This is a genomic window from Peptoniphilus faecalis (genome assembly GCF_012976305.1).
In the GTDB taxonomy this organism is placed as follows: Bacteria; Bacillota; Clostridia; order Tissierellales; family Peptoniphilaceae; genus Peptoniphilus_A; species Peptoniphilus_A faecalis.
The window spans coordinates 1-15,315 of the sequence record NZ_JABDSR010000006.1 but is presented as its reverse complement, the minus strand read 5'-3'; the positions used below and the strand labels follow the sequence as shown (position 1 = coordinate 15,315).

8 protein-coding genes are annotated in these 15,315 nt (G+C 33.3%); 7 read left to right on the top strand and 1 reads right to left on the bottom strand.

What is annotated here, in order from left to right:
• Positions 1-54 precede the first annotated feature (54 nt).
• Positions 55-3,258, bottom strand: coding sequence for a carbamoyl-phosphate synthase large subunit (gene carB, locus HKO22_RS05000; protein ID WP_169968985.1), 3,204 nt, complete (start codon positions 3,256-3,258; stop codon positions 55-57).
• A 339-nt stretch (positions 3,259-3,597) separates the two neighbouring features.
• On the opposite strand from carB, the gene HKO22_RS04995 reads away from it, so the two are divergent.
• From HKO22_RS04995 to HKO22_RS04965, 7 genes are all read left to right on the top strand, one after another.
• Positions 3,598-4,734: a glycosyltransferase family 4 protein gene (locus HKO22_RS04995; protein WP_075659102.1), complete on the top strand. Its 1,137-nt coding sequence runs from the start codon at positions 3,598-3,600 to the stop codon at positions 4,732-4,734.
• Positions 4,721-5,209, top strand: coding sequence for a DUF4330 domain-containing protein (locus HKO22_RS04990; RefSeq protein ID WP_075659101.1), 489 nt, complete (start codon positions 4,721-4,723; stop codon positions 5,207-5,209). Before HKO22_RS04995 ends, HKO22_RS04990 begins: the two co-directional genes overlap by 14 nt.
• Positions 5,210-5,758 carry a hypothetical protein gene (locus HKO22_RS04985; RefSeq protein ID WP_075659100.1) on the top strand — a complete coding sequence of 183 codons (549 nt, stop codon included), beginning with the start codon at positions 5,210-5,212 and terminating at the stop codon, positions 5,756-5,758.
• Positions 5,752-7,131, top strand: a complete 1,380-nt coding sequence (locus tag HKO22_RS04980) for an O-antigen ligase family protein (RefSeq protein WP_328818862.1) — start codon at positions 5,752-5,754, stop codon at positions 7,129-7,131. Before HKO22_RS04985 ends, HKO22_RS04980 begins: the two co-directional genes overlap by 7 nt.
• A 4-nt stretch (positions 7,132-7,135) precedes the next feature.
• A complete protein-coding gene (gene csaB / locus HKO22_RS04975; RefSeq protein ID WP_235932818.1) occupies positions 7,136-8,242 on the top strand; it encodes a polysaccharide pyruvyl transferase CsaB in 1,107 nt (368 codons plus the stop codon).
• 522 nt (positions 8,243-8,764) lie between these two features.
• Positions 8,765-13,822, top strand: coding sequence for a hypothetical protein (locus HKO22_RS04970; protein WP_169968975.1), 5,058 nt, complete (start codon positions 8,765-8,767; stop codon positions 13,820-13,822).
• A gap of 53 nt (positions 13,823-13,875) precedes the next feature.
• Positions 13,876-15,315: hypothetical protein (locus HKO22_RS04965; RefSeq protein ID WP_169968973.1), on the top strand; the 1,440-nt coding region annotated here is incomplete at its 3' end.

Genomic DNA, 15,315 nt, shown 5'->3' with positions numbered 1-15,315 from the left:
AATAAATTCAAAATCAAAATCTTAAATTATACTTAAAGATAAAGTAAAGGCTAATTAAAATTCTGATATTTCGTAGATATCCATGTTTTCTTCGTGGAACTTTTTATTTTTTACAGCTACTCTTGCTGCTAATGTGTCGAGGCTTGTAACTATGTCGATACCGTATTCTGTTGCCATTCTTCTAATTTTGAAGCCATCTCTTGTTGAGTCGCCGCCCCTTGTTGGAGTGTTAACTACAATGTCGATTTCGCCCTTTCTTATTACATCTAGGATATTTGGTCTTGGATCATTAATTTTTCCGATTTCTCTTGCGTCAATGCTCTCTTTCTTAAGAAGTTCACAAGTACCCTTAGTTGCGATGAAATTGTAACCTAAATCCTTCATTGATTTTGCAATTTCAATAAATTCCGCCTTGTCGTTGTCATTTACTGTTGCAAGAACTGTTGAAGCCTTATCTTCAATTGCTGAACCTGATGCCAAAAATCCCTTGAAAAGTGCTTCATCAATGTCTTTGCCAATTCCAAGGACTTCGCCAGTGGATTTCATTTCAGGGCCAAGAGAAATTTCTACTCTATTGAGTTTTGACATAGAGAACACTGGAACTTTAACTGCCATTAGTTTTGGCTCCTTATAAATGTCCACTCCATAGCCAAGATCAGAAAGTTTTTCTCCCAGCATAGTCTTTGTAGCTAGATCAATTATTGGCACGCCAGAAACCTTTGAAATGTAGGGAACAGTTCTTGATGCACGAGGGTTTACTTCAATTATATATAAATCATTTTTGTATTCAATAAATTGAATGTTTATCATTCCCTTTACATGAAGAGCCTTTGCAATTTTCTTTGTGTAATCCAAGATTTTTTCTTTAATTTCATTTGAGATGTTAATACTTGGATAAATTGTAATTGAGTCGCCAGAGTGGACTCCTGCCCTTTCAAGGTGTTCCATTATTCCCGGGATTAGGACGTCCTTGCCATCGGAGATTGCATCAACTTCGATTTCACGACCAACTAAATATTTATCAATTAAAACTGGGTTTTCTGAATCTCTTTCAAAGGCACTTTGCAAATAAGTTTTTAAACTTTCCTCGTCATAAGTTATTTGCATTCCTTGACCGCCAAGCACATAGGATGGTCTAACGAGTAGAGGATAGCCAAGTTCACTAGCTGCGTCAAGTCCTTCTTTAACAGTGAAGACACCACGTCCCTTAGGTCTATTAATTTTCAAATCTTCAAGCATTTCATCAAACTTTTCTCTGTCTTCAGCCCTGTCGATGTCACAGAAGTCTGTTCCCAAGATGTTGATTTTTTGTGAGTGAAGGTATTTTGCAAGCTTAATTGCAGTTTGACCACCAAAGGCGAGGATTACTCCAAGTGGTTTTTCTATCTCAATAATGCTTTTAACCTCTTCCTCAGTAAGTGGTTCAAAGTAAAGTTTGTCAGATGTATCAAAGTCAGTGGAAACAGTTTCTGGATTATTGTTAATAGTAATTGTTTCGATGCCCATTTTTATAAGAGCCTTGATTGCGTGAACGCTACAATAGTCGAATTCAATTCCCTGACCAATTCTAATTGGACCAGAACCAATTACGATTATTTTTTTATTTTCAGAAACAATATTTTCATCTGTCTTTTCATAAGTTGAATAATAGTAGGCGCCGTTTTTTCTAAAAGGAGAAGTATCAACTCTTCTATAATTAGGAAGGATTTTATTTTTCTCACGAAGTTCAATGACATCTTCCATTTCTACGCCTAGAGCCTTAGCAATAGTTTTGTCAGAAAAACCTAACTTTTTAAGTTTTAAAAGTTCCTCAGGTTTAATTGTATCCATGCTTAAATTTTTTAGATTTTCTTCTTCACGAACTATATTTTCGATTTTTTTCAAGAAGTAAAGGTCGATGCCAGTTATATCGTGGATAAGCTCAAGGGAAAGTCCACGTCTAATAATTTCTGCAACATCAAAAAGTCTTTCGTCATCGGGGAACTTAATTCTCTTTTTAAGTTCTTCAGTAGTTCTTTCTTCAGAGAACTTAGACTCAAGTGAGAATTTTGAAATTTCAAGAGACCTAATTCCCTTTAATAGAGCTTCTTCAAAGGAAGAACCAATTGACATAACTTCACCCGTTGCCATCATCTTTGTACCAAGTTTTCTATTTGCAAACTTAAATTTGTCGAAGGGCCATTTAGGAATTTTAACAACTACATAATCACAATTAGGCTCATAATTTTCAATAGTTTCGCCAGTAGTTTCATTTTCGATTTCATTTAAGTTTAATCCAAGGGCAAGCTTTGTCGCAATTCTTGCAATTGGATATCCAGTTGCCTTTGACGCAAGGGCAGAGGAACGAGAAACTCTAGGGTTGATTTCAATAACTGCGTAGTCCAAAGTTTCTGGGTTAAGTGCAAGCTGAACATTACAAGCGCCGATTACATTTACATTTTCAACAATATTTAGCGCAGCATTTTTTAATTTTTGAAGTACATCCCTATCAAGACTTTGGCAAGGAGCAACTACAATAGAGTCGCCTGTGTGAACGCCAACGGGATCCACATTTTCCATGTCGCATACAATAACTTTTTCGCCAGCAGAATCTCTAATAACTTCAAATTCAATTTCCATCCAACCACGAATGGACTTTTCAAGAAGACATTCCTTTACTGGACTAAGGCTCAAGCCGTGAGATAAAACTTCCTCAAGTTCCTCTTCATTATAGGCAAAACCACCGCCAGTTCCACCTAAGGTGAAGGCAGGTCTAATTACTAAAGGATAGCCGATTTTCTTTGCGAGGATTTTTCCTTCTTCAAGTGTATTCGTAATTTCAGATTGGATAATTGGTTCGCCAATTTCTTCCATAGTTTTTCTAAAAATATCTCTATCTTCGCCCTTTTTAATAGCTTCGATGTCAGTTCCTATAATTTTTATTCCATACTTATCTAAAATTCCACGCTTGTCGAGTTCTAGTGTCATGTTAAGACCAGTTTGTCCACCCATACCAGCAATAAGAGAGTCAGGTCTTTCCCTTTCAATAATTTTTTCTATAAAAGAAATAGTTATTGGCTCAATGTAAATTTTATCGGCAATACCTTTGTCAGTCATGATAGTAGCAGGGTTTGAGTTTACAAGAATAGTTTCAACACCATTTTTTTTCAAAGTTTCACAAGCTTGAGTACCTGAGTAGTCAAACTCAGCAGCTTGCCCTATTACAATGGGACCAGATCCTATTACTAGCGTCTTTTTAATCGAATTATCTCTTGGCATTTTTTTCTCCTTTTCCAAATAAAAGATCAAACATTCTTAAAAATGGGCAAAAAAAATTTAAGGTAATTAAATTTGCTCAAAAAAAAATCATGCACAAGGACATGATTTTACTCAGTCCTTGGACTGATTTTCTATTTTTTTATCTTTTTTATTAAATCACTTTTAAAATAAAAAAGCAAGACTTTTTTTATAAAAATTTCAAAGACTATAAAAATAAAATAAAATTAGGCATAAATACACGAAGATAAAAAGCAAAAGACATTCAAATTATCTTGTAATATAAAACTGTTAAAATTATTTAGAATTTATTGTATAATAAGAAAGATAAGGAGGAGAGTTATGACAAAAGTTCTCCATTTAATTAGTGGCGGCGACACAGGCGGTGCAAAGACACATATCTTTACACTAATGAAGGGCCTAAATGGAAAAGTTGAAACAAAAATAATTTGCTTCATCAAAGACACCTTTTATGACGAAGCAAAAAAACGTGGCATAGACATAGAAGTATATCCACAGGAAAAAAGATCTGACCTTTCCGTCGTTTCTAAATTAAGTGACGAAATAAATAATGGCAAATACGACTTAGTCCACGCACACGGTGCGAGAGCTAATTTTATTTGTATGTTTTTAAAAAAGAAAATACATGTCCCCATGATTACGACAATCCATTCAGATTATATGCTTGACTTCAAGGACTCATTTTACAAAAACATAATCTACACAACATTAAACAAAAGAGCACTTAAAAAATTTGATCACTACCTTTGTGTAAGTGATAATTTTAAAAAGATGCTAGAAGACAGAGGTTTTGACAAAAATAAAATTCACGTTCTCTACAATGGAATTGACATAGATGAGAAAATCGACTACATCCCAAAAACTGCTTTTTTGGAAAGACATAAGGTAAATTACAACGGAGAGTTTTTAGTAGGTATAGCAGCAAGATTAGACAAAGTTAAGGATCACGAAACTTTTATAAAAGCTTGCAAAGAAACCCTAGAAGTAAATCCAGACATAATTTTTCTCGTAGCAGGAGAAGGCGATGAAAAGAGAAAATTGCAAGATATGGCAAAATCCTTTAAAATCGACAAAAATATTTACTTCCTTGGCTTTGTAAGAGATAAATATTCTTTCTTCAATGCCATAGATGTAAATGTGCTAACTAGCATTTCAGAGTCCTTTCCCTATGTAATTTTAGAAGCGGCGATGTTAAATGTGCCTACAATTTCCACAAAAACTGGCGGCATTCCTGAAATAATAAAAGAAGATTATACGGGGTATCTATTCCCAATTGGAAACTTTAAGTCCCTTGCAAAATATATTTTAGAACTTTACAACAATAGAGAAAAACTAAAAATACTTGGCGAAAATATAAAAAGAGAAGTAATAGAAAAATATTCTCACAAATCAATGGGCGAGAGACAAAAAGAAATTTACGATGAAATATTAAAAGGAGAAAAACATGAAGATAATTGACAAAAAAGGCAGACTTTTTGGACTAATTAATATAGTGGATCTATTAGTAATAATTTTAATCCTTGCACTTGTTGCAGTGGGAGTAAAAAGATTTGGAACAAAAGCAGCAGTAGGAGAAGCAAGCACAAAAAAGGGCGTTATAACAGCTGAAGTAAAGGATGTAAGAGATGTTACAGCAAATAATATCAAAGTAGGAGATAAAATCTTCGATTACGACAAGGGAACATACCTTGGCAAAATTGTTGCAGCAGAAGTTGAACCCTATAAAGACAAGACCGAATATCAAGGCAAATTTTACAATTCAGAAGTTCCCGGAAAATATAGAGTTATTATGACAATTGATGCAGATGTAAAGGAAACAGAAGATTTTTATCAAGTTGGCACTGAACAAATAAGAATAGGTGCAGAAATGAGAATAAAAAATAAAAATATTACAACATTTATGACAATTCTTGGCATAGAATTAAAGAACTAGGTGATTATTATTAATTCATTAACTATAAGGTTTCTAAATAAAATTCACAAATCCTTTAGTGAATATTATGAAAATTCACTAACAAAAAGGACACAGGATTTTATAACAAAACCAATAGCAAAAACTTTTGCAAATTCAAAGACTAGAAGTGTCCTTGCAGGCGATAAAGTTTTATTTGAACATACCTTTATTTACAAAATATATAGAGGATTATTTAACTTAATAGAAAAATTTATGAACCTACTGGGAAATATTTTTGTACCAATGAAAAAAAACTCCTTTTTTCTTGGTTCTCTAATGACATCCCTTGATGATTTTGACCAAATTGTGGGTATTATCTCAAACATTATGTTTTATACAGGGATCTTTACATTAATTATTTCATTGATAATTAAGGCAAAACTAATATTCCCACTAGCATTTATAGTTTTTGGTTTACTCCTTTCACTACTAAAGGGAAAATACATGGAAATAATTAGAGGATCAAAGTTCATAGAATTTTTCACTAGCTTTTTCAAATTAGATGAAGGCGGTGAAAACTGGTGGTAAAATCAAAAAAAATTAATTTTATATTATTATCAGCACTTTTCTTGACAATAATATATTATTTTCTAGGAACGAAAATTTTCTTGGCAGCCTTTATAGGCATAAGCGGCCTTTTACTTGTAATATATGACATAAAAATTGGACTCTTTGCATCAGCATTTTTATATCCCTTTGTACCAGATGCCTTGGGACTAATAATGCTATTATCCATGGGATTTTTTGTGCTACTTAGAGCAGCACTTTATAAAGAAAAATTCACAGTAGGAGCAAGAACTGTGCCCATTGCAATATTTGCCTTCATAATAGTTTTTTCAACTATAACATCAATTGACCCATCGGGCTCAATTCGAGATTTGGCACTAAATGCAGCAGGGATTTCCTTTTTATTTGCAATGACAAATTCTATAAAGACAAAGGGCGAACTCAATGCCTTTATATCCACACTGCTTTTGTCGGCACTTGTAGTCGCATTACTTGGAGTAATGCAATATTTCACAGGTGTAGAGATGAGGCCAGAGTGGTTAGATACAGAAAATAACACAGACATTGCAGTAAGAGTTTACTCAGTATTTTTCAACCCAAATATTTTGGCAGAATACCTTGTACTAATTACACCAATTGCAGTGGGAATAACTTGGCATACAAAGAGCATGAAGAAAAAATTTCTTTTTGCAGCATCAACGGGTATACTTCTTATATGCATTGTAATGACATTATCGAGAGGTGGCTGGGTAGGAATTGCACTGGCAGCACTTGCCTTTGTCTTATTAGTAGATAGAAGACTTTTATTATTAGGAGTGCCAATAATTTTAGGTGGACTTGCAGTGCTTCCGCAAAAAGTCGTGGATAGAATTACTTCCATAGGCTCAACAGTGGACACATCAAATCTATATAGAATAAAAATTTGGCAAATTACAAAGGAAGTAATAAGAGATAATTTAGTGGCAGGCGTTGGCTTTGGGTATATGCCCTTTAAAGAAACCTTTGAAAAGTATATTAGGACCATGCCCATATACCACGCACACAACACCTATCTTGAAATAGCAGCAGAAATAGGAATAGTTGGATTTATCTTTTTTATGTTACTATTATTAAAAGCATTAAAATACGATTATACAAACCTAGTAAAATCAGAAGACAAGTATTTTAAATACCTTGGAGCAGGACTCTTCGCCAGCATAATAGGCATAATGGGTCATGGACTAGTAGAACACTTTTTATACATTCCAAGAATAATATTTACCTTCTGGATTGTCCTTGGCATAATATTTACAGCAATAAAAATAGAAAAAATAGAAAGAGAAAAAGAATTTACAGAAAAAAGCACAGAAACAATAGAAGAAAATAAAACAGAAAGAGAAGCTATAACAGAGTGATAAAATGAGCGGTATGAAAAAAATTCTAGTATCAGGATACTTTGGATTTGACAACTCTGGCGACGATGCAATATTAAAAGCCATGGTTGAAGATTTTAAAAAATTAAATAAAGAAATAAAAATGACAGCACTCTCAAAAAATCCTGAGAAGACAAAAAAAGTTTACGGCATAGATGCAGTAAATCGATTTTCATTACCCGAACTATTCTCAGCAATAAAAGATGCAGACCTTTTATTGTCGGGAGGAGGATCACTACTTCAGGATATAACATCGACGAGGAGCATTATCTATTATTTATCGGTGATAATAATAGCAAAAATTTTTAGAAAAAAAGTTTACGTATATGCCAATGGAATTGGACCAATTGACAAGAAATTAAATAGAATACTGACAAAAAAAGTATTAAACAAAGTAGACTACATCACATTGCGAGATAAATTGTCCTATGAATTTGTAAAAGAACTAGGAGTAACAAATAAAAATGTAGAAGTTACAGCAGATCCAGTCTTCACCCTAAAACCAGCAGATGAAGAAAGAGTTGACGAAATACTAAAAGCTGAAGACATAAAAATAACAGATAACACAATAGGATTTTGCATAAGAGATCACAAAAAAGACGAATCAATAAAAGAAAAATTTGCAAAAACCATAGATATCTTAATAGAAAGTGGCTACGATATATTACTAGTTCCCTTCCACACACCAAGGGACAATGTCTATTCTCGAGAAGTTGCAGAAAAATGTGTAAATAAAAACAAAGTCATGCTAATAGAAAACACCTATTCAGCAGGAGAACTCATGGGAATATTTAAAAGACTAAAACTCCTCGAAGCAATGAGGCTTCACTCCTTAATTTACGCAGCAAGCGTAAATCTTCCCATGGTGGGAATAATCTATGACCCAAAAGTCGAAGCCATGGTAAAGGAACTTGGAATTGGCGAATATGTAGATGTAGAAAACTTCACATCAGAAGAATTATTCAAAAAAACACTGCGTGCCTTGGACAACTTAGAAGAAAGGCGAGAAAAAGTAATAGAAAACACTGAAAAAATGCGTAGAGAATCAAAGAAAAATATAGAGATAGCACTAGATATAATAGATGAAAAATAAAATATAAGATTAAAAAGACGGCAATAGTCGTCTTTTTTATTGGAAAAAATAAGTTTTCTATAAATTTTATTTAAAGAAAAGCAAATAAAATAAAGGGAAAATCAAAATTAAACCTGACACTAGAGAAAAGTAAAAATAAAAAAAACTCTACAAAAACACAAGTATTCAAAAAAATTTATAGAACAAAAAATCACAATATGAAAAGATTAGCATTTAAGTCAACTATCTATAATAATTCATAGAATATCAAACAAACATGCGTGAAAGGATTGTACATAAAAAGTGCAAAATTTCCGGGGGGGGGGGGGTGAACTAGGAGAAAATGTTGAAATATTAAGAAAAATTAAAAAATTTACACTTGAATGATGCATTTTAATTTTATATAATATTATACATAATAATGCAGTCCTAAACTATGCAAGAAATATAATTGAAACTAACATAGTTGATAGTGTTCTGGACAATGGGAGGCGATAAGAGAAAATTAAGTTTTAAATCCAAAAAAATAGAAAGGAGAAAAAAATGGATAAAAAACAAATGACAAAAAGATATTTATCCCTATTCCTAGCATTAATAATGCTAATAGGAATAATGCCAATGAACATCTTTGCAGAAGTAAAAAAGGCTGATTGGAATATCGAGACTGTTAATAAAACAGCCACTTCAAAAGAATCATGGCCTTTATCTAAAAACAACGAATTAGTACGAGTTAGTGAATTTGAACCTAAGAGAACTCCGTCAATTAGTTATGTAGGAACCTATACCAACTCAGACGGAAGAGAGGTTATAAGACTGACATACAATTTAAAGCAAACTTCAGTAAGTAGCGTTTGGAAGAATTTAGTTTTAAAATTCCCAAAGGAGTTTATTGATGCTGTTGATTGGAAATATTCCAAGACAACAGAAGGAAAGACGCTAAAAACAGGTATGTATAAAGGACTTAACACTGGAGCTAGACACGACTATTACAGAAGTAACCAAGAAATACAACCCTTTAGTCAATTGGCAAATTCAGAATCTGTATTTGGTGCTGAAGGAATATATTATCAAGACTTAAATAATGCCGGAAATAATGCCGTGGCATATAAAACAGAAATTCCTATGGATTTTGTATTAAATGAAGGAAAGTCTATAAAAGATTTTAAAACTCAAATCCTTATACAAGCAAGACTTATGGATGATAGGTTTGAACGAGTGTTTGCAAGAGCATCAGATAAAAACCCAATAGCTTCTTATAACGCATATACCTTTACTACTGTTATTCCGCTAGCAGGTACAGATTACAAAAAAGAATTAAACAACTTTTTTGTTAATAATACTACTCCCTTTGATGCTGCAACATCATATGTAACTTATGACTTGGATGCGGGCATTATTGATGTTATATACAAGCAGTCAAAAGCACCGACGGGTTCATCTTATGGTGGTGCTAGAAATCAAGAAAATCCTCTTGGATTTAGACAATCTGTAGAAGCATCATTTTTAAATATCTTAGATGATACAAGAGCTAACGGTACGGTTGCAGAAGTTACTATCCTTGATAATACTGATAAACCTTATGGAAACAATAATGGTACTGATCCGAGTCGTAATATATTCTTATCAAAAAATGATTTTACTGTAAAAGATGATTTAGCTTTTCTTCAAATTGGTGCTAAAGAATGGAAATCAGATTGGGATTATGCATCCGGAATAAATACTAAGATTATTTCTCAGGATTTTTCAAATACAGTTTTAAATAGTACTCTATCACCTAATTCCGGTTTATCTACTCGTGTTAGATATTATGTAAAAACAGATGTTTTAAATAAAATCATTAAAGAGAATGGTTTAAAATCATATGCATTTTATTCTGCAATTGTAAACCAAGATAGTTATGGAACGACTTGCTGGACTACTCAAGCTGATGAAGATATTATTTTAAAGGCAGGCGAGAAGGTTAACCTTAAATTTAACGACAACCAAGGATATAAGATAGCATTAACATACTATGATCCTTACAAAGAAATTACAATTGGAAAAGATCAATATTCAATTAATTTTAGAGAAAATATTGAGGTACAAGGAGCAGCGACAGGCTCTAATGCCTTTAAGGAATTTATTTGGACAGTACCGGTTGATATAAAGATTCCAAGGGGTGAAACAATCAGCTTGCGTGGAGGATATAATGGAGAACTCAACAAACCGTTATCATCACAAACATTGACAATGGTTATTAATAATCGCAGTATAGAGTTTACAAACCCAGTTCTTGAACACAAACCAAGAGTATTAGATTTCTCACCTACATTAACGGGCGGGGCACTTGTTCAAACAATAATTAGACCACGTGTAGAAGAAGTTTTCACAGATTCAAAAGAAATTATTGGATATTCATACTATGACCGTGCAGAAATGGCATTTAGGATTCCTACAGTTCTTGACAATGAAAATAAATTGCTAAAACAAACAATATCGGCTTCAAATGTCGGAGAGGAAGTTATATTTGTTGAAAATGGTGAAAATGTAAAATATACTGGTTATAAATTTATGACATCAAACCCAAATATTGCAGGAGCGGAACAGTTAAAACAATATGAAAAATTCAAATTGCCTGAGAAGCTTGAAAAAGATATGCCAATTTCTATCAACAATAGATATATATTATCAGGATCTATTGAAGGAGAAGATGTAATTGAACAAGTTCAAGCAAAGGTTACATTTGATTTAAATGGACAAGAATCTAAAGTTGGCGGTTTTGACACAATTGAAAAGATTGCACCATTAAATATAAATTATAAATATGATCCTTCTACTGGAGAAGAAAATCCGGATTATGTTCCAAGTGGATTTACAGGAGACAATGTAAAATTTGATGATCACCGAGGAGAAAAACTTGAAGGTGATGATTTAAAATTAAGACAAATGCCAACTAAGGAAGATATTAATGTTCCACAAGGAAAGAGAATTCTAGGTTGGACAACTAAAAAACTTACTGATATACCTGGTGGAAAGACAGCAGCTGAACAATTTAGAGAACTAGATAAGACAATTAGAGATCTTAATGAGTGGAATAATGTAGATGTTGGTGAAAACTATATCTTTGACGAAAAATCTCCAATAGATAAGGAAAGAACAGTATATGCAGTATATGGAGAGGGAATAAATATTATTCTACACTCAAACAACACAGCTGACTCTAAAAATGAAACAATTGTTAGAATTCCAATTACAGTAGCAGATATTGATGCTACAAATAAGCTTATTGATGCTACAACTTCTCCAACTTTAATGAGTAAAAAGGGCGAATATGTAGCTAAACAAATTCCAAAAGTACCATATGCAAATACAAATGGAAAATTAGAAGGCGACTTTGAAGATTCTATGAAGACTTTTAATATGCCTAATTATTCTTTCATAGGATGGACTGCGGATAGATTTACAAATGATCCTGCGACATCAGTTCTTCGTGCTGGGAACAACAATGAAAGAATAGGTGAAATGGAACAAGGAATCGCAAAAGATAATGGTAAAACAGTAAGCATTTTAAAGAGAACAGAAGCATATTCTATTATTAAACAAAATAAATTTAAGAGTGAAAGATCAATACCTAATGGTTTCTCAGTTTCCTTTGAAGGAAGAGATCAAAACTTTGCAAATCTTAAAGCAATGATTGAAGAGGGTAATGACATTCATCTATATGCAAATTATAGACCATTCTTTGATGTTGAAGTTGTTCATTCATTTAAGAATATTGATCCAAAACAGGATATAACAAAGGATCCAGTAGTAGTTGGAGAATATGTTGACAATGTAGACCAAGCTAAAAAACACGATGTAAAAGTAGGGCTTCTTTACAGAACAGCAGTTACTGACTATGGAACTCCAACAGTTCATGCTGATGCAAACTACTATCCTCTAAAGGGACAAGTAAAGCAATGGACTGTAAACGGACCTAACGAATTAAAATGGAAAGTACCTGGCTTTGATGAAGTAGGTAAGAGAAGATCTTATGTTTCAGCTATAGTAACAGATGAAGATGCATACAACAATTTTACAAAGGACAACTGGGGAGCTTTAGGGATCAAAACCTATGTAAGAGTAGACCAAGCTGATGGTACAGCTTTACGTGATGCAAATGCACCATTAAATATTCACCACGATGCTGGAAATCCTTATGGAGATAAACTTGCAAAGGATCAATCTTACAACATCGGTGTAGATGCCTATACTTCAGCAACTTCAAGAAAGTCTATCACTAAAGAAGTTGAAGGATTAAAAGAAGTAACAGGATATACTATCTACAACACTTCAACACCTGTAGATATTCCAAAACCAGTATTTAACCCTGTAAAAGATACAGACGTTAAATTCGAATTAAAATGGTCTGAATCTGAACAAAACGCAGATATAAAGAAGATAAAACTCAATATTCCAGGTACAGGTGAAGTAGTTCTAGAAAAACAACCTGATGGAACTTATACAAAAGATGGTATAACAGCATCAGTTCAAGACGGAAAATTAGTAGTAGGAGATGTAGATTTAAGCGGACAAGAAGGAAAAGAAATTGTAGCTTCTTATATAGTAGAAAAATCAGGACAAGAAATTGAAGGGCCTACAGGTAGAATAGTAATTGAAGAACAAAAAACTTCAACACCTGTAGATACCATGAGACAAATTGAAAATGATCCAGATGGTAAACCTCAAATTAAATTCTATGTTCCAAATCCTACTTTAAATAAGCCTAATAAGGGAACACAGTATATAGCTGAAGTATTTAATGGTAAGAGTTGGGATGCAGTTGGAGAATACCTTCAAGCTGAAGATAATGAAATTGGCACAGAAAAAGTTATTACTCTTGATGGCGTAAATAATGGAGATATAATCCGTATAACTACTATCCAACCGGGACAAATTCCGGCAGATTCGACATTAGTTGGAAACGGACCATACACTCCTGAAGAAGGTCAAGAAAACAAAAAATATGTTAAACTTGACACACAAGGCCCTGTAACAAACTTTACAGCTAAAGATGAAGAATTCAGAAGATTTATTGACTTAACTGGAACTCTTGATGAAATTACACTTGATAGAAAGATTACTGTTGAAATTGGAACTGCAGGTGATCAAGGAACAGAAGGCAATGAAACTCATGAGTTTGAAATTAAAGTAGAACAAAATAAAGAGATAGTCTCTGACTATATCAATGAAGTTGTAAGAACTGCTGTTGAAAATGGCAATACTCCTCCAACTATGTGGATAATTGCCAAAGACCAATTTGGAAACAAATCTGTTAAAGAAGTAGCTTATACGCCAACTTATGTATGTCAAGTTGAGGTACTAGGTGCAAGAGCAGGAAGAAAATTCGTAAGAGTATTTGGAAATATGGAAAACATTAATGTAGTATTGACAGTAACAGGAAGCGACGGACAAGAAAAAGCTACAGGAAGAGCAACTATTGCAAATACAAGCGATTCTGTTAAATTAACATTTGACAACAATTACAAACTTCAAAGTGGAGACATTGTAAAAGTATTTGGTTCAGTTGAAAAAGACGGAAAACTATATACTACAAACCCTTTACTATTAGATATTGAGTAAGACAACTATTAATTATATGGGGAGGATGACCTCCCCTTATAGGAGGTAAATATATGAAAAACAGCAAAAGATTACTTTCATTTTTGTTAGTCTTTCTAATGATGTTTTCAATTTTTGCGGACACTGCATATGCTTTAAGTAGCAGTGCACTTGAAGGAAAAACTGACGGACAATTAAAAGGAAGAGTTGAAGGTAATCAAGAAGTATTTGAATTCGATTCAAATATTATAAATACAAAGGAAAAAGCAAATTCTAGGCGAAGTAAGAGAAGCACTAATGAAGCACAATCTTCTGGATCAACTGCTTTTAGGTCAATGCCACAACCTATGAGAGCACCTCAAAGTGAATCTGATGACACGACAATTGAGCTAACAACAGTGGGCTTAGACAATCAAGCTTTTGACTGGTCAGTATTCCCTGACAAATCTTTTAAAATTACTGCAAGATGGAATACAAATGATGGAAAGACACATGTAAAAGAAAATTTTGCAACATTAACTGAAGATGGAACTACTACTTATAATGTAGGATGGCCTAAAGACGGTTCAATGACAGGTAGTGCATCAATAGTAGTTGATTTTAATAACAATGTTAAAATCATGGCAGTAGCATCAAGACCTACAAGTACGCAAGATGGAGCAGGTATTAAATTTAGCTTTAGAGTTATGCAACTACCTAATACAATTGCAGAAGTAAAGTATGTAGATCCCTATGGAAATCCATTAAATGAAGGTATGCCACAAGACTCAGATACTATGCCTAATGTTACAATAGATGAACTTCCAGACATTCAAGATATTAAACTTACAAATAAAAGTGAAACATTAAACTTTAGGGAATCTGAAGATTTTGATGAAGTTGAGGCAAATAAACTAGCAAATGGTCTAACATTTAAAGTTGATGGAAAGACAACTGGAGAAAAGGTAACAATAGATGGTAAGGATTATAAACTTGACATTTCCGCACCTAATGCAAAAGAACAAGGAACAATAAAACTTGCATATCAAGCTGATGTTTTAGTACCTCCAGTAGATCCAACACAAGCTGACAGCGGAACACCTGTACCTACACCTGAAGGATATGTAAGACTTACTTTTGATGCTAATGAAAATAAAGCCGATGGTGTAGAAGGTACTTTCACAAATGAAAGTCCTTACCAAGGCAAAGATAAATTATATATAGATGTTAAAAAAGGCCTTCAATATGACAATGAATCATTAACAAACGCTATAAAAGCATTAACAGTACAAGGTACAAAAGATCAAAAAGAATATACTCAAGATTTACAAAACCCATGGACACCAAAAGTTCCGACATCGGGAGCAGTAAGCGAAGCAACATATAATGCAAACTATAAATACTCCATAGCAGAAGAAGTAACAGCACTAGGAGGATTGAAGCCAGTAGACATAGCAGTATGGAAAGGCGATGCAATCACATGGGCAAATGGAGTAGCAGCAAAAGAAGAAGCTAAGAAAGATCAAATAGCAGCA